This is a genomic window from Bordetella tumbae (genome assembly GCF_054780995.1).
Map to the genome: position 1 here is coordinate 90,123 of NZ_BAAGVG010000023.1, position 24,703 is coordinate 114,825.

The 24,703-nt window shown below is 60.2% G+C and carries 22 protein-coding genes; 14 read left to right on the plus strand and 8 right to left on the minus strand.

What is annotated here, in order from left to right:
* Positions 1–107: 107 nt before the first annotated feature.
* Positions 108–719, minus strand: coding sequence for a glutathione S-transferase family protein (locus ACYVI2_RS22855; protein ID WP_415816549.1), 612 nt, complete (start codon positions 717–719; stop codon positions 108–110).
* Between the two features lie 107 nt (positions 720–826).
* Here ACYVI2_RS22855 and ACYVI2_RS22860 point away from each other — a divergent pair, with 107 nt between their 5' ends.
* On the plus strand, positions 827–2,065 hold the full coding sequence (locus ACYVI2_RS22860; protein ID WP_415816551.1) for a PQQ-dependent sugar dehydrogenase: 1,239 nt from the start codon (positions 827–829) through the stop codon (positions 2,063–2,065).
* 42 nt (positions 2,066–2,107) lie between these two features.
* On the opposite strand, the gene ACYVI2_RS22865 is transcribed toward ACYVI2_RS22860, so the two are convergent.
* Entirely contained in the window at positions 2,108–2,482 is a 375-nt protein-coding gene (locus tag ACYVI2_RS22865) for a DUF423 domain-containing protein (RefSeq protein ID WP_415816553.1), read from the minus strand.
* 137 nt (positions 2,483–2,619) lie between these two features.
* Positions 2,620–3,570 (minus strand): arginase, encoded by a 951-nt coding sequence (gene rocF, locus ACYVI2_RS22870; protein ID WP_415817114.1) that lies wholly within the window; start codon positions 3,568–3,570, stop codon positions 2,620–2,622.
* A gap of 265 nt (positions 3,571–3,835) precedes the next feature.
* Here rocF and asd point away from each other — a divergent pair, with 265 nt between their 5' ends.
* Positions 3,836–4,699: an archaetidylserine decarboxylase gene (asd, locus tag ACYVI2_RS22875; protein ID WP_415816555.1), complete on the plus strand. Its 864-nt coding sequence runs from the start codon at positions 3,836–3,838 to the stop codon at positions 4,697–4,699.
* A gap of 10 nt (positions 4,700–4,709) precedes the next feature.
* Here asd and ACYVI2_RS22880 read toward each other — a convergent pair whose 3' ends face one another.
* Both ACYVI2_RS22880 and ACYVI2_RS22885 read right to left on the minus strand, forming a co-directional pair.
* On the minus strand, positions 4,710–5,519 hold the full coding sequence (locus ACYVI2_RS22880; RefSeq protein WP_415816557.1) for a MetQ/NlpA family ABC transporter substrate-binding protein: 810 nt from the start codon (positions 5,517–5,519) through the stop codon (positions 4,710–4,712).
* 117 nt (positions 5,520–5,636) lie between these two features.
* The gene (locus ACYVI2_RS22885; protein ID WP_415816559.1) at positions 5,637–6,527 is read right to left on the minus strand and encodes an NAD(P)-dependent oxidoreductase; all 891 of its coding nucleotides are present in this window, start codon (positions 6,525–6,527) and stop codon (positions 5,637–5,639) included.
* Positions 6,528–6,754: 227 nt separating this feature from the next.
* On the opposite strand from ACYVI2_RS22885, the gene ACYVI2_RS22890 reads away from it, so the two are divergent.
* The gene (locus tag ACYVI2_RS22890; RefSeq protein ID WP_415816561.1) at positions 6,755–7,483 is read left to right on the plus strand and encodes a TerC family protein; all 729 of its coding nucleotides are present in this window, start codon (positions 6,755–6,757) and stop codon (positions 7,481–7,483) included.
* Positions 7,484–7,548: 65 nt separating this feature from the next.
* On the opposite strand, the gene ACYVI2_RS22895 is transcribed toward ACYVI2_RS22890, so the two are convergent.
* On the minus strand, positions 7,549–8,877 hold the full coding sequence (locus ACYVI2_RS22895; RefSeq protein ID WP_415816563.1) for an MmgE/PrpD family protein: 1,329 nt from the start codon (positions 8,875–8,877) through the stop codon (positions 7,549–7,551).
* A 220-nt stretch (positions 8,878–9,097) separates the two neighbouring features.
* On the opposite strand from ACYVI2_RS22895, the gene ACYVI2_RS22900 reads away from it, so the two are divergent.
* The 4 genes from ACYVI2_RS22900 to ACYVI2_RS22915 are packed head-to-tail and all read left to right on the plus strand — an operon-like array spanning position 9,098 to position 14,274.
* Positions 9,098–10,258 carry an acyl-CoA dehydrogenase family protein gene (locus ACYVI2_RS22900; protein WP_094820993.1) on the plus strand — a complete coding sequence of 387 codons (1,161 nt, stop codon included), beginning with the start codon at positions 9,098–9,100 and terminating at the stop codon, positions 10,256–10,258.
* Positions 10,259–10,284: 26 nt separating this feature from the next.
* The gene (locus tag ACYVI2_RS22905; protein ID WP_415816565.1) at positions 10,285–11,256 is read left to right on the plus strand and encodes a Bug family tripartite tricarboxylate transporter substrate binding protein; all 972 of its coding nucleotides are present in this window, start codon (positions 10,285–10,287) and stop codon (positions 11,254–11,256) included.
* Between the two features lie 5 nt (positions 11,257–11,261).
* A complete protein-coding gene (locus ACYVI2_RS22910; RefSeq protein WP_415816567.1) occupies positions 11,262–13,343 on the plus strand; it encodes an acetate--CoA ligase family protein in 2,082 nt (693 codons plus the stop codon).
* A 46-nt stretch (positions 13,344–13,389) separates the two neighbouring features.
* Entirely contained in the window at positions 13,390–14,274 is an 885-nt protein-coding gene (locus ACYVI2_RS22915) for an alpha/beta fold hydrolase (RefSeq protein WP_415816569.1), read from the plus strand.
* Here the strand turns inward: ACYVI2_RS22915 and gcvA are convergent.
* Positions 14,266–15,207, minus strand: coding sequence for a transcriptional regulator GcvA (gcvA, locus tag ACYVI2_RS22920; protein ID WP_415816571.1), 942 nt, complete (start codon positions 15,205–15,207; stop codon positions 14,266–14,268). The two genes, ACYVI2_RS22915 and gcvA, sit on opposite strands and share 9 nt — an antisense overlap.
* Before the next feature lie 191 nt (positions 15,208–15,398).
* Here gcvA and ssuE point away from each other — a divergent pair, with 191 nt between their 5' ends.
* The 7 genes from ssuE to ACYVI2_RS22955 all read left to right on the plus strand — a co-directional run bounded on the left by ssuE (position 15,399) and on the right by ACYVI2_RS22955 (position 23,144).
* Positions 15,399–15,983, plus strand: a complete 585-nt coding sequence (ssuE, locus tag ACYVI2_RS22925) for an NADPH-dependent FMN reductase (RefSeq protein ID WP_415816573.1) — start codon at positions 15,399–15,401, stop codon at positions 15,981–15,983.
* A gap of 150 nt (positions 15,984–16,133) precedes the next feature.
* Positions 16,134–17,051, plus strand: coding sequence for a sulfonate ABC transporter substrate-binding protein (locus tag ACYVI2_RS22930; RefSeq protein WP_415817116.1), 918 nt, complete (start codon positions 16,134–16,136; stop codon positions 17,049–17,051).
* Between the two features lie 27 nt (positions 17,052–17,078).
* The gene (gene ssuD / locus ACYVI2_RS22935) at positions 17,079–18,266 is read left to right on the plus strand and encodes an FMNH2-dependent alkanesulfonate monooxygenase (protein WP_415816575.1); all 1,188 of its coding nucleotides are present in this window, start codon (positions 17,079–17,081) and stop codon (positions 18,264–18,266) included.
* Positions 18,263–19,054, plus strand: a complete 792-nt coding sequence (ssuC, locus tag ACYVI2_RS22940; RefSeq protein WP_415816577.1) for an aliphatic sulfonate ABC transporter permease SsuC — start codon at positions 18,263–18,265, stop codon at positions 19,052–19,054. The genes ssuD and ssuC overlap by 4 nt, the downstream gene beginning before the upstream one ends.
* A gap of 27 nt (positions 19,055–19,081) precedes the next feature.
* A complete protein-coding gene (locus ACYVI2_RS22945) occupies positions 19,082–20,143 on the plus strand; it encodes an ATP-binding cassette domain-containing protein (protein ID WP_415816579.1) in 1,062 nt (353 codons plus the stop codon).
* Positions 20,144–20,174: 31 nt separating this feature from the next.
* A complete protein-coding gene (locus ACYVI2_RS22950; RefSeq protein ID WP_094821002.1) occupies positions 20,175–20,390 on the plus strand; it encodes a TOBE domain-containing protein in 216 nt (71 codons plus the stop codon).
* A 210-nt stretch (positions 20,391–20,600) separates the two neighbouring features.
* A complete protein-coding gene (locus ACYVI2_RS22955) occupies positions 20,601–23,144 on the plus strand; it encodes a mechanosensitive ion channel domain-containing protein (RefSeq protein ID WP_415816581.1) in 2,544 nt (847 codons plus the stop codon).
* A gap of 113 nt (positions 23,145–23,257) precedes the next feature.
* Here the strand turns inward: ACYVI2_RS22955 and ACYVI2_RS22960 are convergent, their stop codons facing one another.
* A complete protein-coding gene (locus ACYVI2_RS22960) occupies positions 23,258–24,643 on the minus strand; it encodes a M20 family metallopeptidase (protein ID WP_415816583.1) in 1,386 nt (461 codons plus the stop codon).
* Positions 24,644–24,703 lie beyond the last annotated feature (60 nt).

A 24,703-nucleotide genomic window follows, 5' to 3' on the forward strand; every position in this document is an offset into this window, starting at 1 on the left:
GGCACGCAGTTGCAATGTTGCGGGCAAAGGGCAGAGCACGCATCGCGTTTAGCGGTGAAAGATGATGCTCCGCCCATATGTTGCAGCGATGATGAATCGCGCTTCGCTTACAGGCCTTCGGCTTTTAGCGCGGCTTGCACGCCTTTGTCGGCGTCCATGCGGCTCGAGAATTCTGCCAGGTTGTTCAGGCCGGATAGGTCGATGTTTTTGGCCTTGGCCCAGCGCAGGACGACGTAGAGGTAGGGGTCGGCGATGGTGGGGGCCTTGCCTGCCAGGTAGGGCTTGTCCGCGAGTTGGGTGTTCAGGATGGTGAACAGGTTGCGCAGGATGGCGGCGGCGGAGGTGCTGAGCTCTTGTTGGGCGGCCTCGCTGGCGACGAAGCGTTGCGGGCCGAAGACCAGCGAGAAGGTGCGGTGCAGGTCGGAGTTGATGAATCCGAGCCAGCGGCGGACTTCTGCGCGGGATTGGGCGGTGCCGTCGCCCAGCAGGTTGAGCTGAGGGGCTTGTTCGGCCAGGTATTCCAGGATGGAGGCATTCTGGGTCAGCGTGTAGCCGCCGTCGCTGAGGACGGGGACGGCGCCCATGGGGTTGATGCTGAGGAATTCGGGTTGTTTCAGCGCGTCGCGCGCGATGGCTTGGGTCTCGTAGGGCTTGCCGATCCATTCTAGGACGATGTGGGCAGCCAGCGAGCAGGCGCCAGGCATGTAGTACAGTTTCATGGTGTGCTGTTCTCCATTAGAACGATATGGCATATTCAGTGCCATTCGTGTTTGGTATGGTACGCCAGTCTGACATCCTCCCTCCAGCTGATTCATCGAGAGATCCTATGCCGGATTCGTACTCCCGTTTCGCCCAAAAATCTGCCATGCGTGCTGTTGGGTTGCTGCGCGCAAAGCCCGCTACGCTGGCTGTTGCATGGTTGACCACAATGTCCTGGGCGAGCGCGCCCGCTGTGTCGCAGGCCCAAGCGCAAACCCATGTATCTATCGAGGCGCCTGCTTTTACCGAGCGCAAGGCGCAGGTGACGACTGTGGTCGAGGGGCTGGAGCATCCGTGGGGACTGGCGTTTTTGCCTGAGGGCGGCATGCTGGTGACTGAACGTGCTGGCCGGTTGCGTGTAGTGAGCGCGCAGGGGGCGCTGTCTGAGCCCTTGCAGGGAATTCCCAAAGTCTTCGCATCGGGGCAGGGTGGTCTGCTGGATGTGGTGCTGTCGCCCGATTTTGGTAATGACCGTTTTGTGTATTTGTCCTATGCCGAAGCGGGCGAGGATGGCAAGGCAGGTACGGCTGTCGGGCGTGGCCGTCTGGCCAAGGACGCACGTGGCCTGGAGGATTTTCAGGTTATTTTCCGGCAACAGCCGAAGCTGTCTACTGGGCAGCATTTCGGCGGCCGCTTGGTGTTCGGCCACGATGGCCTGTTGTTTATTGCACTGGGTGAAAACAATCAGCGTCCCACGGCGCAGGATCTGGACAAGCTGCAGGGCAAGATCGTGCGGATTGCCGCAGACGGTTCGATTCCCAAGGACAATCCGTTTGTGGGCCGCGCCAATGTGCGCCCCGAGATCTGGACGTATGGAATGCGTAATCCGCAGGGGATGGCGCTGAATCCGTGGACCGGCGAGTTGTGGGAACACGAGCACGGTCCGCGCGGCGGTGATGAGATCAATATCATCAAGCCTGGTCAAAACTACGGCTGGCCGTTGGCGACGTACGGGATTAATTATTCGGGATTCGCGATTCCCGAAGCCAAGGGCAAAACGCTGGAGGGCGGACAGGGACCGCTGTATTGGTGGAAGAAGTCGCCCGCAATCAGCGGCATGGCTTTCTATACGGCGGATCGTTTTCCGGAGTGGAAGGATTCGCTATTCATTGGCGCGCTAGGGGCACAGGCATTGATTCGCCTGCAGTTCAAAGACGGAAAAATCGTCAGCGAAGAACGCCTGCTGCAGGATCTGAGCGCGCGCATCCGTGATGTGCGTCAGGGGCCTGACGGCTACCTGTATGTGCTGACAGACGCGGGCGATGGCCAGCTATTGCGGGTGGCGCCGGCGGGCACCGGCTCTTGAGGGCAGCGCCAAGCGAATGCAGATTGTCGTGGTCAGTGAGGCTCAGGCCGAACGCCATGCTGCCCAGGCCACCAAGGCCCACGCGACCAGGAAGGCTACGCCACCTATAGGCGTCACCGCGCCCAGCCATTTGGTGCCGGTGATGGCCAGCAGATACAGACTGCCGCTGAACATGACAATGCCGGCGAACATGAGGATGCCTGCTGTCGAGAACAGGCTGGAGCCGTAATGGGCGGCTAGCAACGCGACCACGAACAGGCCCAGGGCATGGATCAGGTGATACAGGACGCCGGTTTGCCAGACGGCAAGCAGGTCGGCGCTGATCATTTGTTTGAGGCCGTGTGCGCCAAATGCACCTGCGCCGACGGCGGCGATCATGTTTAGGGCGGCCAGGATGATGAGTTGGCGTTCGGTCACGGGTATATCCTTTTGATCAAGCGAAGGAGCAATAGACCTGCATTATCCACGCGGAGGCACGGATCAAACCGGCAATTGCGCCGACCATTTTTTGCGGAGCGACAGGCTGGCATTATCTGCGCTGCCACGGACCGGCATCATCCACGCGAATGCGCTGGGCGCCGGATCAGGGTGGATTTGCCGAACAGGCTTTGTACCAGCTCGGTTGCCAGCATCGCGGTTTTGTTGCGTATGTCCAGCGCGGGGTTGAGCTCGACAATGTCCAGCGATCCCAGGCATCCGGTGTCGGCAATCATCTCCATGCACAGTTGCGCTTCGCGATAGGTGGGGCCGCCGGGAATGCTGGTGGCAACAGCAGGCGCGATTTCGGGATCCAGAAAATCCACGTCGAAGCTGACATGCAAATGGGTATGTGGCGTGAGATCGGCCAAGGCGGCCTCCATGACTGATCGCATACCGATCTCGTCGATGGTGCGCATGTCATAGACTTCGATGCCGGCCTCGGCGATCAGGTTTTTCTCTCCCTCGTCCACGCTGCGTATGCCGATTTGGCGGATCCATTCGGGGTGCAGCGCGGGAGTTTGGCCGGAGAGCGTGGTTAATGGCTCTGGACCTTGGCCGCATAGGCACGCTACGGGCATGCCATGCAAATTGCCCGACGGGGTCAGCGCCTGGGTATTGAAATCGGTATGCGCGTCCAGCCACAACACACGCAGCGGTTTGCCGACATGGTGGCAGTGCCGGGCGACCGCACTGATAGAGCCCATGCCCAGGCAATGATCGCCGCCCAGTGTGACAGGCAGTCGACTGCGTTGCAGTTCGGCGTAGACCGCGTCATGCAGGGTCTGATTCCACGCGATCACTTCTGCCAGGTGACGATAGCCATTGTCCGGCGGCAGCATGGGGTTCGCAGGGCCAATCAGATTGCCGGCGTCTTCCACGTCGTATCCCAGCGCCTGCAAAGCAGGGCCGAGCCCGGCTACACGCAGTGCCTCCGGACCCATGGACGCGCCGCGCGAGCCTGCGCCGATATCGGTGGGCACGCCGATCAATGTCAAGGCACGGACGGCGGGGGGCGGATTGGATATCAGCACAGAGCAGGCCTCGTAGTTTGGGGAAACGAACAACGTTATGTTGTTATTTACGACAGATGCAGAATGACGGGATTCCCGCTAAAGCATTTGCATCGTAGTCAGCGGTTGCCATGATTGCGTTGATGATTATTATCTGCTGAAGTGACCATAGAGGAAACTGATCGATCCCTCGATCACTGGCGCTACACGTCTATAACAAGTAACATCCGTAGCCCAAAGCCGCCTCTACGGCCGCGCCACGTTGTTTTCACCGGATTCCATGCACTTCAAAGACCAGATCTTCCTCGCTAGCCAATACGCTGCGCCGCACCATTTGGTGTCGCGTTTGATGGGGTTGGCCTCCGATTGCCGCACGCCTGCGGTCAAAAACTGGATGATCTCGCGTTTCGTGCGTCGCTATGGGGTGGATATGACCGAGGCGCTGGTCGAGGATCCGCTGGCATACGACACGTTCAATCAGTTTTTTACGCGGGCATTAAAGCCCGATGCCCGCCCGCTGGACGCCGAACCGCACAGCATTTTGTGTCCGGCCGATGGAGCGATCAGCCAGCTCGGACGCATCGAGCATGGCCGTATTTTTCAGGCCAAGGGGCATTCCTATAGTCTGACTGCATTGTTGGGCGATGATTCGGTCAGGGCGGCGGAGTTCATGGGGGGAGATTTCGCGACCGTGTATCTGTCGCCGCGCGATTATCACCGCGTGCATATGCCGTGCGATGGCACCTTGCGCGAGATGGTGCACGTGCCGGGACGCTTGTTCTCGGTCAATCCTCTGACTGCCGGTCACGTGCCCGAGTTGTTTGCGCGTAATGAGCGGGTGGCCTGTCTGTTTGACACCGAATATGGCCCGATGGCCGTGGTGCTGGTAGGCGCGATGATTGTCGCGTCGATCGAAACGGTCTGGGCCGGATTGGTGACGCCTCATAAACGCAAAGTGCGTACGGTGCGCTACGGCGATTCGGCTCGTGCGCCGATTCAGTTGGCGAAAGGGGCCGAGATGGGCCGTTTCCTGCTGGGCTCTACAGTCATCGTGCTGTTTGGTCCCAATCGCGTGCGTTGGACGGATACGCCGTCGGTACGTGGGCCGGTGCGTATGGGCGAGCTGTTGGCGCTGCCTGCGTAGGTGGTTGCCGTCACCACGGAAAATCAATCAAATCGCCATATAGCTGGCGCAGCTTCGCCTTTACCTCGGGCGATTGCTGATAGATCTTGATGAACTGCAGCAGCCGCGGGTCTTGCGCATGCTCGGGCGTCGTCACCCAGCGAATGGCATAGCGGCGTACGTTGTCGGCATCGGTGTTGTCGAACGCCAAACCGTCTTTTTCGTCGATGCCGGCATGCTTGGCAAACGTGGTGTAGGTGACCGAGGCGGTCACGTCGTCAAACGTGCGCGCGGATTGCGATCCCTCGACCTGAATCAGGTTCAATCGCTTGGGATTCGCGACGATATCCTGCAGTGAGGCCTGGTGATCCGTACCGGGACGCAGGGTGATCAGACCCATCGATTGCAATAGCAGCAGCGCCCGGCCCGTGTTGACCGGGTCGTTCGGGATGGCGATCTTTGCGCCTTGTGGAATAGGGTCGCCGCGTTTCAGCTTCTTGGAAAACAGGCCGATCGTGGTCGAATACCCATAGGCGATCGGCGTCAGCTTTGTGCCGCGGCTCTGATTGAACAATTGCAGAAACGGCGCATGTTGAAAGAAATTGGCGTCCAGTGCACCTTCGGCAACGCCGGTATTCGGCATGACCCAATCGCTGAATTCGACCAGCTTGACCTCGATGCCTTGCTTGGCGGCTTCGGCGATGGCGATCTCGGTAGCCTGATTCGCCACACTGGGAATGACGCCGATGCGCAGAGGCTTGTCCTGCGCGGCCTGTGCGCCGCTGGCCAGCATCAGAGCACTGAGCAAGCCAACCAAAGAGAATTTCAGGAAACGATTCATTGTGGGACGCCTAGTCCAATACCGCGATCAGAAAAGCGCCATTGTGCCGCAGGCTGGCCGGTTTTCGGAGGATGCCCCTGGCGTCGAGTGGGGCTCCTCTTTACGACGGCGGCTTTACTATGGCTTTCCTGTGGCCAGCAATGCCACCAGATGTGGCAAGGTAGTCTGCGGCGGGGTATCGTTTGCTCCCTCCTTGAAGAGCTGCTCGATGGCGTCCGCCGCACCATGCGCAGCACCCGTTTCCTCGGCCATCGTGGTGTAGTACCCCAGGTCCTTGTGCGCATTGGACAAGGAAAAGCGCAGGCCCGAATCGTCGCCGGATTCGATAAAGGGACGCAGGCGCTCCAGAGCGACGCCAGCGCCGCCGCCTTTGGCCAGGATGTCGATCAGGATGGGAGCGTCGATGCCCGCGCGTTGAGCGCAGGCGGCAGCCTCGGCGATGACCGCGGCGCAGCCCAGCGAGACGTAGTTATGGATCAGTTTCATGCGGTGACCGGCGCCGATCGCTCCGACATGGGTGATGTTCTCGGCGTAGCAACGCAGTAGCGGCAGGCAACGATCGAATAGGGCGCGATCGCCACCCACCAGGAGATTCAGCCGGCCTTCGGCCGCCTCTTTGGGCGTGCGGGTCATGGGGGCATCCAGGAACAGGCCGCCGGCCTCGGTGACGGCCTGGGCGATGCGCACGGTCGAGGAGGGGATGGCCGTGGAGCAATCAATCACGATGGTGCCCGGACGCAGGCCTTGCAGCAGGCCGTCAGGGCTGAACAAGACGTCTTCGACCTGCGGGGTGCCAGTGACGCACAGAATGACCACGTTGGACTGCCGAGCCACCTGTGCCGGGCTGGCGACTTTGGCCGCGCCAGCGGCCAGCAGTTGATCAACGGGCTGGTTGCCGGGGTGATCCAGCAGCACCAAGGGGTAGCCATGTTTGACGATATTGCTGGCAATGCCGTGGCCCATGAGGCCGACGCCGATCATGCCTACAGTGTCTTTCCCGGTATTCATCAACGATTTACTCAACAAAAAGCCCCGATGCTTTTGCCGTGGACGGCCCGACAGCAAAAATAGTGACGGAACGGATGCCTGTTCCGAACAGGGTAAATGATGGAATACTGATCATACAAGTTACGAAAATTTAAGTTTTTTGTAAGAATTGCGGTCAGGTAATGTTCAGGTTGTTGTAAGAAATGCTAAAACAACGCTTTGACGATTAATACCAACACGGAGATTGCATGCTCGAGTTTTTGCAGACCCTTAGCTGGGCCGCAGTGTTTCAGATCATTCTTATCGACATCCTCTTGGGTGGCGACAATGCCGTGGTTATCGCATTGGCCTGCCGCAACCTGCCGCCGAAACAGCGCATGCAGGGTATTTTGTGGGGTACCGCCGGGGCTATCGGCCTGCGCGTAGTGCTGATCGCGTTCGCGTTGACACTGTTGACGATTCCTTACCTGAAGATCATCGGTGCGCTGTTGCTGTTGTGGGTGGGTGTCAAACTGTTGATCCCCGAGGAAGACGCCCACGGCAATATCAAGGGCGGCGTTTCGGTGTGGGCCGCAGTCAAGACCATCATCGTGGCTGACTTTGTGATGAGCCTGGACAACGTGATCGCGATTGCCGGTGCTGCGCAAATGGCCGACCCGTCGCATCAGATCGGTCTGGTGATCTTTGGTCTGGTGGTGAGTGTGCCCATCATCATCTGGGGCAGCACGCTGGTGCTGAAACTGATCGACCGTTATCCGCTGGTCGTCACGTTCGGCGCGGCCTTGCTGGGCTGGATCGCGGGTGGCATGCTGGTGACCGACGTGGTTGTGGTTGAGCAGTTCGGCGAAGTCTCCGGCACGGTCAAGGTCGCGGCGGAAGTCATCGGTGCGTTGTTCGTGGTGGGTCTGGGCCGCTTGTTCGCGGCTCGTAAAAAGGCCAATAGCGCCACGCCGCAGATCAGCAGCCAAGAGAGCTGATCGCATCATCTAGAGTGTTAGTCACTGTGGGAGGCCAGCTGAAAAGCTGGGCCTCCCACAGTCATTTAGCGCGGCGCTGCGTCGAGGTCTTCCAGTGACCACAGCTTGCGCAACAGCTCGCTGGCACGTTCCTCCCCGAGGACGGGAATCACCAATTCATTGAATTTGCCGCTCAGATCCGCATCGCTCAACGGCAGTTCCGGATCGCCCTTGCGATGAGGTTGCAGATAGGAATCCTGCGTGCCGTTGGTCAGGCGCATATCGACCCGCGCGGCACGCTGACCTGGAAAGAGGCCATCGAGGGTGGGCTCTACATGCAAACGGATACGCGACATCAGCCGGCGCACCGCAGGGTCTTTCAGACGCGCATCGTCAAAGGCTGCCAGCCGCACGCTGCCATATAGCACCGCAGAGGCGACAACAAACGGAATACTGAAACGCGCCTCGGCCGCGGTGCGCGGATCGGGATTACCGGCCACGTCCAAGGCGGGGGCATAGGTGTGCACGTCGATCCGCTCAATATCGTCCGGTGCAGCCCGGAGCCGGTCTTTCAAGACTAATGCAGCGTCGATGGGAGAAAACGTATGGCCGCAACACGCATGATTCTTAAAGGTCATGCGCGTGATATTGAAAGTCTCGCCCAGCGTCGCCAGGAACGGCTGCCAGTCCGGGCCGTTGCTCATGGCGTGTGCCAGGCCTGCGGCGCCATCCAGCACGTCCAGCGAGCCGGTGACCCCGGCTCGCGCCATCTGGGCGGCAGCCAGGCCGCCCTCGGCTGCACGGCCTGAATGCAGCGGCTTGGACATGGAGTCCATGCGGAAGGCCTGCTGCAGCCCGCTGGCAAAGGTGGCGGCGGTCGCCAGCGCGTGGGTGAATGGTTTGGAGGCCAAGCCATACAGGCTGCCAGCTGCCGCGGCGGCGCCAAAGGTGCCGACCGTCCCGGTGTTGTGCCAGAACTTGTAGTGGGTCCGTCCCAGCGCGGCGCCGATGCGTGTAGAGATCTCATAGCCCACGACCACGGCCCGAAGAAAATCGCGGCCGCTGGCGCCGGTCTCTTGCGCTGCCGCCAGGGCGGTGGCAATGGTCGGTGCGCCAGGGTGATAGATCGCGTCCTTGAAAATGTCGTCGACTTCGGCGGTATGCGCGGCCGTGCCGTTGATGAGCGCTGCCGCGCGCGAGGTGGCGGGCTGGCCTAGTGCGAGACGGGACTGGCCGCGCCCGATGTCCTCTGCGTACGCTTGTTCCAATAGCGTCGCGGGCGGCAGCGCTGCGCCTGGCAGCAGAGACGCATACCAGTCCACGACCGCGCGTTTGGCATGGTGCAGGACATCCTCGGTCAGGTCCTGGTTGCCCAGGCGGGCGCCAAAGGCGGCAAAGGTTTCTAGTGCAGTCATTGCTTTCCTGAGTGTGCGGCAATAAACGATATGGCGATATGGTCGATCTTGCGGCGCGATTTCACCACTGTCTATTTTGCGCGTTGTCATGCCATTTGGTCATGTCAATGCCACCTTTGCAATGACTTTTGGTCATGGCAATGGGCGCAATACGAAGTTTTCTCGGCAGGCCAGGCAGGCGATGATGCATCCATCGACACATCCACCGCAGGAGTAATAGATGGATTTTGAATTGAACGAGGAACACCGGGCCTTTGCCGACTCGGTACGGCGTTTTGCCCAGGATCGTCTGGCCGCGGGCGCACTGGAGCGCGCACACTCGCCCGAATACCCCTGGGAAACAGCCCAGATGTTGGCAGAACAAGGGCTGCTGGGCATCGCGTTTCCGGAGGAGGACGGCGGCCAGGGCGGTTCGCTCATGCACGCGGTATTGGCGATCCAAGAAGTCGCGCTGGTTTGTCCCAAGAGCGCCGATATCGTACAGGCGGGCAATTTCGGTCCGATCCGGACCTTTGTTGAATACGCCACCCCCGAGCAGAAAGAACGGTTTCTTCCCGATCTGCTGGGCGCACGCAAACTGATTTCGCTGGGAATGACCGAGCCGGATGCAGGCTCGGCCGTGACTGAGTTGAAGACTTCCGCGCGCCAGGATGGCGACGATTACCTCATCAACGGCAGCAAGATTTTCTCGACGCATAGCCCGGAAGCCGAACTGTTTCTGGTCTATGTGCGCTTTGGCCCGGGCCTCGATGGCATCGGCTCGGTGCTGGTCGAACGCGGCACGCCTGGCTTTACGGTCGGCAAGCCGGCGTCTTTCATGAACGGTGAACAGTGGTCGCAGTTGTACTTTGAGGATGCGCGCATCCCGGCAAAGAATGTGCTCCTCGGACCTGGCGGATTCAAGAAGCAGATTTCCGGTTTCAACGTGGAACGCTTGGGCAACGCCTCGCGGTCCTTGGCGCTAGGCCGCCACGCGTTCAATATCGCCCGCGAACACGCGCTCACGCGCAAACAGTTTGGCCGCGAATTGTGCGAATTCCAGGGGCTGCAATGGAAATTCGCGGACATGTGGATGCGTTTGGAACAGGCGCAATTGCTGTTGTATCGCGCGGCGTTGGAGGGCGAGCATGGCTTGCCGTCCGCGCAGAGCACCGCCATGGCCAAACTGGCCTGCAACGAAGCGGGCTGGTTTGCAGCCAACGAGGCATTGCAGGTCATGGGCGGCATGGGCTTTAGCCAGGAGGCCTTGGTGGAATACTGCGTGCGCCGCATTCGGGGTTGGATGATCGCAGGAGGCTCTATCGAGATGCTCAAAAACCGTATCGCGGAAGGCGTGTTCGGGAAATCGTTTTCCCAACGCCCGCCCAAACCCAAAGCCTGACTATCAAAAGAGTGGAAGGAGACAGTATGCGTAGTTTGATTTGTGCCGCCGTGGCGACCGTTGGCATGATGACCTGGGCTGGCACCGTACATGCCGAAGACGATGCCTATCCCAGTCGAGCGGTCAAAATCGTGGTCGGATTCCAACCTGGCGGTCCGACCGACGTGGTGGCCCGCCTGGTGGCAAAGGCCTTGCAGGAGGAACTCAAAGGCGCTTTTGTGGTGGAGAACAAACCCGGCGCCACGAGCAATATTGCCTCAGAGTCGGTAGCCTCGGCCAAGCCGGACGGTTATACATTATTGTTCGCGGCCTCGCCCTTGGTCATGAACAAGTTCACCTACCCGATGCAAAAATTCGATCCCATCAAGAGTTTCGAACCCATTTCAAAGATATCCTCCGCACCGGGTGTACTGGCCGCGACCAAAAAGCTGCCGGTCAAGGACTACAAGGCGTTTGAAGCGTTGGCCAAAAAAGAGCCGGGCAAGCTCAACTACGGTTCGACGGGCAACGGGGGCACGCAACATATGGCGATGCTGAAATTGCAGGCATTGACCGGGATCGAAATGGCCCATATCCCATACGGTGGCGGCTCTGGCGCCATGAATGACTTGATCGCTGGGAACATCGACGTCGCGTTCATGACGGCGACGGGCGCGATGCCGGCCCTGGTGGCTGGCACTGTGCATCCGTTGGCAGTCGCGGGTCCGAAGCGTTTGCCGGAGTTGCCTGATGTGCCGACCTTCACCGAGCTCGGTATTCCTGAAATGAAATCTGACTCTTGGAATGCGCTCCTGGCACCCGCCGGAACACCCAAACCTATCGTGGACAAGCTTGCCGCTGTCCTCGAAAAAGCGGTAAAGACCAAAGAGTTCTCGGACGTCCTGGGGCCGCAAGGTGCGATGCTGATTGGCAATAGCCCCGAGGAGTTCAAGGCCGAACTGATCGCCGAGGACGCATACTGGAACGAACAATTCAAAAACGTAAAGCTGGACAAGTAAAGGCTATGTCATCGATCACCACCCCTGCATCCTCCGTCTGTCAGGTATTGCTATATCCCAAGAGTATTGCACTGGTCGGCGCCTCCGACGATGTCAAGAAAACGGGCGGGCGTCCTCTGCAGTTTCTGCGCCGGTCGGGCTTTCAAGGCAATATCTATCCCATCAATCCGAAGCGTGCCGAGGTGCAAGGGGAAAAAGCGTGGCCTAGCCTGGCGGCGTTGCCGGAGGTGCCCGAGCATGTCTTTATCTTGTCTCCGACCGATACGGTAGTACCCGCTGTGCAGGAATGCGCCGACCTGGGCGTCAAGCTCGTCACCATCCTGGCGGCCGGGTTTTCCGAGTCGGGCCCCGAGGGTGTCGAACGCGAGGCTGCGCTGCGCGAGATCAGCCAAAAGAGCGGCTTGCGTATTCTGGGGCCCAGCAGCCTGGGGGTCGTCAACCCTGGCAATGGATTGGTTCTGACGGCCAACGCAGCGTTTGCCGAGCCCGATGTGCCGCAGGGCAATGTGTTTGTGGCATCGCATAGCGGCAGCATGATCGGCGCACTGGTGTCTCGGGGAAAAGCGCGTGGCGTGGGTTTTGCGGGCCTGGTGTCGGTGGGCAGCGAGGTCGATCTCAGCGTCGGTGAAATCTGTATGGCGACGCTGGACGATCCTGCTATTCAAGGGTACGTGCTGTTTCTCGAGAGCCTGCGCCATGGCGATGCCATCCAGGCATTTGCCCGCGAGGCGGCAAAGCGCGGCAAGCCCGTGGTCGCGTACAAGCTTGGGCGGTCGAGCGCTGCCGCGGAAATGGCGGCGACGCACACGGGGGCGCTGGCGGGCGAAGACGATATTGCAGACGCTTTCCTGAAGGACCTGGGTGTCGTTCGCGTGGAAATGCTGGAAACGCTGTTCGAGGTGTTTCCCTTGGCCAAGAAATTGCCGCTGGGGGCTAAGCAGGGCAAGCGCGTCGGGGTCGTGACCACAACGGGTGGCGGCGCCGCCATGGTGGTGGATCAGCTCGGGGTGCGCAATGTGATCGTAGAGCCTGCGTCCGCAGAGACCGTGGCTCAGCTGCAGGCGGCTGGGATGCCCGGCAGTGCAGGGCGAGTCCTGGATCTGACCTTGGCAGGCACCAAATATGAGGTCATGAAAAAGGCCCTGGACATCATGCTGGAGGCGCCGGAATTTGACATGGTCGTCGCCGTTGTGGGGTCGTCGGCGCGCTTTCAGCCCGACCTGGCAGTCAAGCCCATCATCGATAGCGCGGGCCACGAAAAGCCTTTGCTCGCCATGCTGGTGCCCGATGCGCCCAACGCATTGGCGCAGCTCACGTCGGCTCAGATTCCGTGCTTTCGCTCGCCGGAAGCATGCGCCGACGCCATTGCTGCCGTGCTCGCGCGCCGTGCGCCGGGGCAACCGGCTACGGTCAAGGTCGATCACCAGCAGCCCGCCTCGACGATCAGCGAGGCCGATGCCTATGAGCTGCTGGATAAATTGAATGTGCCGCATGCGCCGGCAGCGACTTATCCGCTGGACAACCCGCCCCACAGCCTCCCATTTGATTATCCCGTCGTGGCTAAAGTCTGCTCTGCGCACATCCCGCATAAAACCGAAGTGGGTGGCGTGGTTCTGGGTATCAAGAATGCCGAGGAACTGTCGCGCGCCTTTGCCACCCTGCAGCAGAATCTGCGCCAGAAGGCTCCAGGCGTCGACTGCCGGGAAGTGCTGGTGCAGCCGATGCGCAAGGGACTGACAGAAGTGCTCGTGGGCTATCGCGTAGATGTGGATGCCGGTCCCATCATCATGCTGGCCGCCGGGGGCATCTGGGCAGAGGTCATGCGTGATCGCAGCATCCGTCTGGCGCCAGTCTCTGTGCAAACTGCCAGGGAAATGATCGAAGAGGTCAAGATGCTGAAAACGGTCTCCGGCCTGCGCGGCAAGGAAAAGGGGGATCTGGATGCGTTGGCCGTGGCGATTTCGAACTTGTCCAAACTCGCGGTCACGCCTGATTTGCCTGTGCAGGAGGCGGAGGTCAATCCCCTGATGGTGATGCCCGAAGGCGAAGGCGTCATGGCAGTGGATGCGTTGATTATGCGGTCGTGACAAGCGCATTCGCACAAAAGATGAATATGGGTCAACAAGGTCTGTGATGCAGGAATTTTCTTCAGCAGCGATCGCCGAGGCTGACGCTGCGCTGGATAGACTGGACGCCAGCGCCATCCGTCATGCCTTCGATGTACAGGGCTATCGAATGGTGTGGCGCGAATGGGGCAGCGGGCCTGCCCTGGTTCTGATTCATGGCGGACACGGCTCGTGGATGCATTGGGCCAAGAACATCGACGCATTGGCGCGGCATTTCCGCGTCCTTGCCCCCGACATGCCGGGCTTTGGGGATTCCGAGGATTTCGATATGCCGCCGTACGATCCGGACAGGGTCGAACGCCTGTTGGAGAGCTTGGCGCAAGGCGTTGCCCGATTGGTCGGGACGGCGCCTGTGTACCTGACGGGGTTTTCATTCGGCGGTGCGATCGCGGGCGCGTTGGCGCCTCGTCTGCCCGGTCTGCAGCGACTGGCGTTGTTGGGTAGTGCCGGTCACGGGGGACCGCGTCGAGACAGAGAGTCCTTGTCAGACTGGCGGGCCGTCACCGGAAAGGAACGGGAACAGGCATTTGCGCAAAACCTGCAAGCATTCATGCTGTCATCGCGGCATGCCGTGAGCGCACTGGCGTTGCAGATTCACGCACGCTCGTGCGAAAAGACCCGCTTTCGCAGCAAATCCATTTCGCGCAGATCGTCGTTGCGGGATGTGCTGAAGGATTTCGACAAACCGATACTCATGGCCTGGGGCGAGGACGACGTCACGGTGGTGCCCGAGGAGGCCGGACCCATGTTGGCGCAGGATCATCCATCGAGACAGTGGCGCGTCGTCGCTGACTCGGGTCATTGGGTCCAGTTTGAACAGGCCGATGAAATCAACGGGTTGCTGATACGCTGGTTCGCGCCGCCAGAGGCGGTAGAGGGACGCCTATCCTAGCTGCGGGGATTCTTGTGGGCCACAGGCCAGCGCTTCGCGCTCGCGCGCCGCGGTCTCGAGCAGCCAATCCCGAAAGACGGACACGCGGCGCGAGAAACGCTGCTCCTGAGGGCGCAGCAGATAATAAGACATCGAGCGCTGCAGCGGCCGGCGGAAAGGGCGTACGAGTAGCCCTTTGTTGAACTCGGTCTGCAACAGGACACTTTGGCCAATTGCCATTCCCAGGCCATCCAGCGCCGCCTGCCAGGTCAGGATCGAGGTACTGAATGCCATGCGTTCGGAACCCGCTGCCGTGGCAGACAGGCCGTTGGCATCAAGCCAGTCGGTCCAGTCGGTCTTGCGGTATTTCGACACCAGCAGGCGTCCTTTGAGCAAGTCCTCCAGCTTTCCGTGGCGGGACATGTTCTTGTCCAAGAATTCCGGCGAGCAGACCGGCTCTATTTCGTCGGTAAAGAGGAAATCCTCCTTGACTCTCGGCCAGCCTCCCAGGCCGAACTGGATGGCCACATCGGCGGAGTCCCGATCGAAATCCACCTCGGATACGCCATTGCTCACGATGACTTCGATGTTGGGATGGCGGGCATGAAAGTCCTCCAACCGCGGGATCAGCCACTTTGCCGTAAACGTTGTGTACGTCCTGACCCGCAGCACCCGATGCGACATATTCTGCAATAGGCCGTCGGTGGCGGCAGCGATTTCCGCGAAGGCCGGTGCGACGCGCGCGGCATAGGCCGCCCCGGCCCGCGTGAGCGTCACGCCCCGGTGTTCACGGCGGAACAGCTCCACGCCGAGATAGCCCTCCAGCGTCGCCAGCTGTCGGCTCACCGCCGATTGCGACACGTGCAGCTCTTGCGCTGCCAAAGTGAGGTTTTGCAAGCGGGCGACGACTTCGAATACCCGTAGCGGGTTCAGGGGAGGAATACGCAATGACACGGCGGGAATTCGTGAAAGCAATTGGGCCGGGAGAAATGACTTTTCAGTATACCTTTGCGTGCCGTTCCGGGCCCCGTGGGCTGCATGGACAGCGCATAACGACATATCGACTAAGTATTTTCCAGATGGGCATGAGGAGGCCAGAATGACTGCATTCCTGGTTATATACAGACGGAGCGGTAGTCCCCATCATGACGATTCTGACGTTGGCTGGCAGTCCCTCACAGAACTCGCGTTCATCGGCCTTATTACGTTATGCCGCAGAGAGATTAGCGGCGCGCGGTTTGACCAGCGACGAATTAGGGCTGCGCGATGTGCCCGCCGTTGATTTGATCGAAGGCAATTACGGCGGATCTGCCGCCAGCGCCTTGCGTAAACGCGTCAATGCCGCGCAAGCATTGTTGATCTCAACCCCGGTCTATAAGGCGTCCTTTGCTGGCGGACTGAAGGCGATCCTGGATTTGCTGGATGAAAAGGCGTTGGCAGACAAAATCGTGCTGCCCATCGCCACGGGGGGTAGCACCGCCCATCTGTTGGCGCTGGAATACAGCCTGAAACCCGTGTTGTCGGCCTTGGGCGCACGCCATATTTTGGCCGGCGTTTATGCGACAGACCGGCAGGTCACGGTGCAACAGGGACACGTCGCGATCGATGACGACGTGCGCGAACGGCTGGATACCGCCGTCGATCGCTTGGCCAAGCACGTGTCGACGGCGCCGTTATCACAGGGCTATGACCTCGGCTATCTGGCATTGAACGCCAGATTCAGTGTTTGAGAAATAGAGAGGGCTTGTCATGCAGAGCCCGAATGCCTCACGCAATAACGATCTGCACAACGACTGATACATAGGAGCATCTCCATGCACAGGATGCATTCGCGTTTCCTGAGTTGGTTCCGTTTTTCCCGGCTTGCCGTCGCGGGTGTGATGACCTTGAGCGCTGCGATGCTGACGTGCGCGACGGCATCGGCGCAGGACGCCAAGACCTTGCGTATCGGCTTTCAGAAATACGGCACCTTGACCATTCTGAAAGCATTGGGCTCGCTCGATAAAAAGCTGGGCGAACAAGGCATCGCCGTGAAATGGGTCGAGTTTCCCGCGGGGCCGCAATTGCTCGAGGGCCTGAATGTCGGCTCCATTGATTTTGGCACCGTGGGCGAGGCGCCGCCGATTTTTGCGCAGGCGGCACAAGCGCCATTGGTCTACGTCGGCAATGAGCCGCCAGCGCCGACGAGCGAGGCGATTCTCGTGCCGAAGGACTCGCCGATCCAATCGGTAACCGATCTCAAGGGCAAGAAAGTCGCCTTGAATAAAGGCTCCAACGTGCATTATCTGCTCGTCAAGCAGTTGGAAAAAGCCGGTGTGCCATACAAGGACGTCAACGTCTCGTACCTGACGCCGGCCGATGCGCGAGCGGCGTTTGAGCGCGGTGCGGTCGATGCCTGGGTCATCTGGGATCCATTCCAGGCCGCTGCGGAGAAACAGTTGGGCGCACGTGTATTGGCCGATGGGACTGGTGTGGTCAACAACTATCAGTTTTTCCTCGCGTCTCGCGATTACCTGGACAAGCATCCCGACGTGGTTAAAACCGTGTTAGAGGAAATCCGCAAAGGCGACTTGTGGGCCAAGGATCACCCCAAGGAAGCCGTGGATCTTTTGCAGCCGGTATTGGGGTTGGAGCGGCCAGTGGTAGAGCTGGCGGCGCAACGTCTGGCCTACGGTGTAACGCCAGTGACGCGCGAGGTATTGCAGCACCAACAAGAGATCGCCGATGCGTTCTACGCGCTGAAGCTGATCCCTCGCAAACTGGACGTGCAAGAGGCTGCGCCGGCCGAATTACGCTAACTCTAGATTTATGAAGGCCATTTGCTGATGAACGTTTTCTGGTTTATCCCCACCCATGGCGACTCCCGTTACTTGGGCACCACGCAAGGCGCACGCGCGGCGAGTCATGACTATTTCCGTCAGATCGCCGTAGCGGCCGATACGCTGGGCTATGACGGGGTCTTGTTGCCGACGGGCAGGTCTTGCGAGGATGCATGGGTGGTGGCGTCGAGCTTGATCGATGCGACACGCCGGCTGAAATTCCTGGTGGCTATACGGCCTGGCGTCAGTTCACCGCAGTTTGCCGCGCGCATGGCTGCGACCTTCGATCGCATGTCGGGCGGCCGTCTGTTGGTCAATGTGGTCACCGGTGGCGATCCCTCAGAGTTGGAGGGTGACGGCGTATTCGTCAGCCATGACGAACGTTATGCCGTGACATCGGATTTTCTGAAAATCTGGCGAGGCATTCTTGAGGCCAGTCATCACGGGCAGGCGTATGACTACGCCGGCGAGCATCTGGTCTCAAAGGGCGGCAAAGTCATTTACCCCCCTGTGCAACAGCCGTATCCGCCGCTGTATTTCGGCGGGTCGTCAGAGGCCGCGCACGAGTTGGCAGCCGAGCAGCTTGACGTCTATCTGACCTGGGGAGAGCCACCCCAGGCCGTGGCTGCCAAGATCGAAGACATGCGCCGTCGCGCTGCCCAGCATGGCCGCACACTGAAGTTCGGTATTCGTCTGCATGTGATTGTGCGTGAAACAGATGAGGAGGCGTGGGCCGCGGCAGATGCGCTGATCCAGCATCTGGACCAAGACACGGTGGCCGCTGCGCAAACCGCATTTCAACGCATGGACTCTGAAGGGCAGCGCCGTATGGCGGCATTGCACGGCGGGCAATTGCATGACGAAAAGGGTGGCCGCTCGCATCTGGAAATCTCGCCCAATCTCTGGGCAGGCGTGGGCCTGGTGCGTGGCGGTGCGGGAACCGCATTGGTGGGCAGTCCCGAGACGGTGGCGGCACGCATGCGTGAATATGCTGAACTGGGGATCGAGACCTTTATCCTGTCCGGCTATCCGCATCTGGAGGAATCGTACCGGTTTGCGGAGCTGGTGTTCCCGTTGTTGCCTGGGAAAGCGGTGGCGCAGCCCTCTGGTGGGCTGCTGAGCGGGCCGTTTGGCGAAGTCATGGCGACAGAGATTGTGCCGGGGCGCAGCAACAAACAGACGGTGCCTGCATGACCTCGGCGTCGTTCGGATCCCCGTCAACGTGGCGTCGCCGTGCGCTGCCATGGCTGGTGCCGTTGTTGATTCTGATTGCGTGGCAGGGATCTGCGCAATTGGGGTGGTTGTCCTCACGGGTATTGCCCGCGCCATGGTCGGTGGCCAAAGCAGGATGGGAATTGGCCGTTTCGGGCGAGCTGTGGGAACACCTGCGCATCAGTGCACTGCGCGCGCTGTGGGGGCTGTTGCTTGGGGGCGGACTGGGATTGGCATTGGGACTGTTGAATGGCGCCTCGCGTGTGGCCGAGACCTTGTTGGACACGACGTTGCAGATGATCCGCAATATACCGGTGCTGGCCCTGATTCCACTGGTGATCCTGTGGTTCGGCATTGACGAGGCGGCGAAGCTCTCCCTGCTATCACTGGGCGTGTTCTTTCCTGTGTACCTCAATACGTTCCACGGCATCCGTTCGGTAGATCCGGCGCTGATCGAGATGGGACGTTCATATGGGCTGTCGGGATGGGCACTGTATCGCGACGTGATACTGCCGGGGGCCTTGCCGTCCATCTTGGTAGGACTGCGTTTTGCCTTGGGCCTGGTGTGGGTCATCCTGATCGTCACGGAAACGATTTCTGCGCAGTCGGGTATCGGCTACATGACGATGAATGCGCGTGAGTTCCTGCAGACGGATGTCGTGCTGCTGGGCATCTTGTTGTATGCGCTGTTGGGCAAGGTGGCGGATTGGTGTGCGAAAGGCCTGGAAACGCGATTGTTGCGCTGGAACCCGGCTTATCGACCGGCCTGAGGCCACGACTGTTTTTCGGAGCCGACCATGTATTTGAGTCCGTATAACTGGGAATTGAGTGAGTTCGCGGTGCAACCGTTCGTGCGCGAGACTTATGACACTGAGCCCGTCGCCGAGGCCCAGCCACCCGTGCATGTCACGCTGCGCGACCTGAACAAATATTACGGCGAGCGTCACGTCCTGAAAGGGCTGAATATCGAGTTCGCGCCGGGCGAGTTCGCTGCCATTGTAGGACGCAGCGGTTGCGGCAAAAGCACGCTGCTGCGGTTGTTGGCTGGTCTGGAGTCCGCGACACCCGCCGCAGGGCAGCGAGGCGGCAGCACTGCGATCCGCTTTGATGGCGAGGTGCAAGACGGCGCCGATGACCGTGTGCGCATGATGTTCCAAGACCCGCGGCTGTTGCCTTGGAAATCGATTCTGGACAATGTCGCCATCGGTACGCCGATCCGTCAGCGTGGCGAGGCCGCATCTGTGCTGCGGCAAGTCGGGTTGGGCGAACGGGGCGGCGAATGGCCTGCCGCATTGTCGGGCGGTCAAAAACAACGTGTAGCGCTTGCCCGAGCACTGTTGCATCGGCCGGGATTGCTGCTGCTGGATGAGCCGCTCGGCGCATTGGATGCGTTGACGCGCCTGGAAATGCAGCAATTGATCGAGGACCTCTGGCTGCGCGATGGGTTTACTGCTGTACTGGTGACGCACGATGTGAACGAAGCGATCGCCTTGGCGGACCGGGTCATCGTGATTGATGAGGGCAATGTGATCCTCGACCAGCGTGTAGCGTTGCCGCGCCCCCGTCAGCGCACGAGTACGGCATTTGCTGCGCTGGAGGCACGTGTGCTCGACGCAGTATTGAACAAAAAAGGCCCCCACGCTGCGCCTGCGGCTTGCTTGTCCACCTCGCGGCTGGCACGCCGCTCGGATTCGCCAGGCACGGAACAGTCCGCAGGGACTGTCCCGTGTCCGGGCTCATCCCCCACGGGGGCGCCTTTTGTCTTGGGGCGGCCCGGCGACAAAAAAGATCCCACCCCGGTGGATACCCGTCCGCTGGCTCAGGTTATTTCCATTGGCCATTTGCGGCTGGCAGTCTAGAGCCAGACATTTTTTATACAGGAGCAATATCATGAGCATTCAATCCATCAACGCCCGTAACCAATTTCGCGGCCGTATCAAGGAAATCATCCTCGGTCCGGTACTGTCCGAGGTCGATGTCGATACTCCCTCCGGTATCGTCACGTCGGTGATCACGACACGCTCGGTCAAAGAACTCGATCTGCAGGTCGGTACCGAGGTGCTGGCGTTTGTAAAGGCTACCGAAGTGTCGGTGGCGAAACTGTAAGGTCGAGAGCGAGTAGAGGCGGCACGTTCGATTCGGTCGGCGGATTCGAGCGACGATCGACGACTGCTGTTCCCTCTGGAGTTGGCCGCGGCGGTTGTCGGACGTCCTTGAAGGCCTATATCATGATGGCGGCGCCCCAGTAATGGGGCGTTGCGTTGTCGCGGCCTGCGCTTTAGTGGCCGCACACCGTCTCGTCAAGGAGGCCGCCACGTGGCTTTGCAGATCCGCACCGCCCAATCTCTCGGTATGAACGTCAATCCGGCACTGTCGCGCGCGCGATGGGCGATACCCTGGGTGGTGCAAATATGCTTCGCCATGGCGATGTTATTTGGGTTGTTCCTCAGCCAAGGGGCGCAAGCGGCGGTTGCGATTCCCGGCTTGCCGTCCGCTGCCGACAAACCCGCTGCCGAGGCGCCGGCTGCGGACTTGACGCCTGCCAGGTTGGCAGACCTGCTCGACGATCCCGCTGCGCGCGATAAGCTGATCGAGCAACTGAGGGCCCAGGCCGCAGCGCCAGCCCAGGCGGCGGCCGGTACGGATCCGGCTGCGGCGCGTCCTTCGCTGCCGACGCGCATTGCGACTGGCGCACAGGATTTCTTGGCGACGATGGGCACGAATGCCCAGACGGCCGTCGACGAATTGACGGCCGTGGTGCAGAACCAGGGGATGGCCCCGGAGCGGCGTGAGCGGCTGATCTCGACGCTGGTGAGGCTTGCCATCGTCGCGGCGGCGACGCTGATCGTGTTTGGCGTATTGCGAGCGATTGCGGCCTTTGCCTACGCCCGGATAGACAAATGGGCAGCGCGTCCGTTCTTGTTGGCCCCGGGGCCGCTGCGGTCGGCAGCCAGGGCAATGTTTGCCCGGCGAACAGGAGCAATCGTTGGTGCTTTGCTTATCGATCTGGCCATTGTGTTGCTGGCCGGTATGGCAGGCTATGCCACGGCAATGTATGCAGAGCAGCCTTACGGCTCTGTGACCACGGCGCAATCATTGTTCGTGAATGCGTTTGTGGCGGTAGGAATTACGCGAGCGGTGATCCGTGGGATATTCGCAACGCGCTATCCCACACTGCGCCTTTTCACGATGGCTGACGAGACGGCCCAGTACTGGAATGTCCGCTTGGGACATATCGCCGCGGTCGTGGGCTACGGTTTGCTGCTGGTCGAGCCATTGGCGCAGTCTCTGTTGTCGCCCGCATTGGGTGAATTGCTTGGCTTGGTCATCATGGTGATGGCCTATATCTACGCGGTACGCATCATTTGGCGCAATCGCGCCCTGTTGCGAGACCATTTAAAGCAGCGCGCCGAGCGTGCCTCGATCCATTCATTTGGCACGGCGCTGCGTCTGTTGGCGCGCAGTTGGCATGTCCTGGCAATCGGGTACTTCACGGTATTGCTGGTAGTCAGTCAGGTCGACACGCAAGAGGCCTTGCCATTCATGGTGCATGCGACGGTGCAATCGGTCGTGGCACTGGCCGTAGGATCGCTGGTGATCATGTTGCTGGCCACCATGCTGGCGCAGCGCATCCGTCTGCCCGAGGATGTGCGGCGCAAGCTGCCCATGCTGGAAGCGCGCGTGAACGCCTATGTGCCTGCAGGGTTGCGCGGCGTTGGCGTGCTGGTACGCATTGTGGTGGCCTTGTTTGTGCTGGACGCCTGGCGGGTGTTTGATCTGTCCAGGTGGATTTCGTCGGCCGCGGGAGCAAAGGCCATCGGCGTTGTCGTCCATGTGGCTATCGTGCTGCTGGTCGCGGCCGTCGTCTGGACCCTGATCGCCAGCATCATCGAGCACCGGCTCAGCACGCATGAGGGCCGCAGCCTGCCCACCGCACGCGAGCGCACCTTGTTGGCGCTGTTCCGTAATGCTACCTTGATTGTGATCATCACGATGACGGTGATGGTGCTGCTCTCGCAGATCGGCGTCGATATCGGTCCGTTGATTGCGGGTGCCGGGGTGGTCGGTCTGGCGATTGGTTTTGGCTCGCAAAAGCTCGTACAGGACATCATCACGGGGATTTTTATCCAGCTGGAAAACGGCATGAACCAGAACGATGTGGTTCAGGTCGCGGGGATTTTCGGAACGGTGGAAAAGATCACGATCCGTTCTGTGGGCATTCGCACGCTGGATGGCGGCTATCATCTGATCCCGTTTTCATCCGTGGATGTGGTGTCCAACCATATGCGAGATTTCTCGTATCACTTGGGCGAATACACGATTTCGCATCGGGAAAGCGTGGACGACGCGATACAGCATCTGCGCCAGGCGTTTGATGAACTGATGCAGGACGAGCTGCTGGCCCCTGAGGTTCTGGAAGACGTCAGCATTCCGGGTGTGACGGCACTGAACGAAAAGGGTGCGACCATCCGTGTGCTGATCAAGACCACACCGGGTATGCAGTGGGCGGTGCAGCGCGGCTACAACCGATTGGTCAAGAAACACTTCAATGCCGCCGGTATCGAGCTGCCGTACCCGCACACGGTGCTGTACTTTGGCCAGGACAAGAATGGCTATGCCCCGCCGGCCAATGTATTCATGCAGACAGAGCGGGCCGCGAATACGCACAATGCGCGCGCGGCAGGGCATACGCGCCGTCAATTATCCAAGGAGCAGGGCGAGGCGTCGGAAGACGTGTTGGGTAATGAGCTGGAGCGCACGGCCGAAGCAGACGATGAGGCCGCGGCGGATTCTGCGGCATCGCCAGTGGCGGATGCTGGCCAGCCACCCGAGGTCGCCGAAAAAAAGAAGCCGACATGACATGAGTATCGGCGAGTAGCCATGGCCGGTTAACGTGCAGAGCAAGGCGTTCGCGCACTCGCGTTAACCGGCTGGCGATCCAAGATAGCCGGCGACTGACTATCTGGCAAATGTCATTTTGGCGTGCTGCCTGAGCCCAGGTCCCAATACAGTCCCGTCATCAACGTCAATGCCTCGCGCAACAGCTCCGGTGGCAAATGCTCGTTCGGCGCATGTTGCGAGCATCCCGGGTATGAATGCGGAACCCACACCGTCTTCAAACCCAGCACGTCGGTAAAAATATCGTTGGGCAAGGACCCGCCCAGGTTCGGCAGAATGGCGGTTTTCTTGCCACTGGTTTTTTCGAGCGATGACACGGTCCATTTGACCCAGGGATCTTCGGGGTCGATGCGGGTCGCCTTGAACATGGTTTCGCGCGTGGTTTGTATTTTCACCATCGGAAAGCCTTGGCGATCCAGGTGGCTGCGTAAAGCAGGCAATAAATTGTCGGGATCGACACCGACGACGAAACGTAATTGGCATCGCGCCCAGGCACGTGGCGGGATGGCATTGACGGGGGTTTCCGGATTGCCGGTCTTGTAGGCCAGGACTTCGAACGAGCACCAGCCGAATACGCGTTCCGCGGGCGAGAGCCCGGGTTCTCCCCATTCGGGTTCAATCACAGGGCCGTCCGATCCGCCGTCAACCTCGCAATCCACCAGTGCGCGCCGTACGGATGCCGGCAGTTCCGCAGGTACCCATTCCGGGATACGAATCTGCCCCGTAGGGGACGAAATACTGGCAATGGCGTGTGCCAGCTGGATCCCCGGATTCGATATCAATCCGCCCCAGTTGCCCGAGTGATGGCCGCCTTCGCGCGCCTCGATGCTGAGATCGATATTCAGGCTGCCGCGTGCGCCGAGAAATACCGTGGGGCGCTGCGGACTCAGGCGTGGGCCATCCGAGGCGATGAGCAGATCGGCGCGGAAACGATCCTTGTGCTGCTCACATAGCTCGCGCAGCCCGGGAGACCCGGTTTCCTCGCCCATCTCGATCAGGTATTTGACGTTAAAGCCCAGCTTGCCTCGCGTTTCGAACACGAGACGCAACGCCTCCATGTTGATGCTGTGCTGGCCCTTGTTGTCGGCGATGCCTCGTCCATACCAGCGGCCGTCTCGCTCGGTCAGCGCCCAGGGCGAAAGGCCTTCGTGCCATTCCGGTTCGAGCCCGCGAATCACATCGCCGTGACCGTAGCCCAATACGGTGGGCAGGGCAGGATCTTCGATGCGTTCCGCATATAGAAATGGGGCGCGGGCCTTGGTATGGGTCAAGGTCTCGCAGCGAAAGCCCATTGCCTCAAAGGCGGGTTGCATCTCGGTGGAGAGATAGCTTGCCAATGCCTCGGCGCGATCAGGGTTCTGGCTTTCGGTGGGAATGCTCAAGCGACGGCTCAGAACGGATCGAAAGGCGCCCGAATCAAAACACTGTTCAGCGTTGGCGATGGCTTGTTCACGGCTCACGATGATTTTCCTTGAAAGAGATGGCAACTCCGCACGTTGCTTCGGAGAAGGACCTCAGCT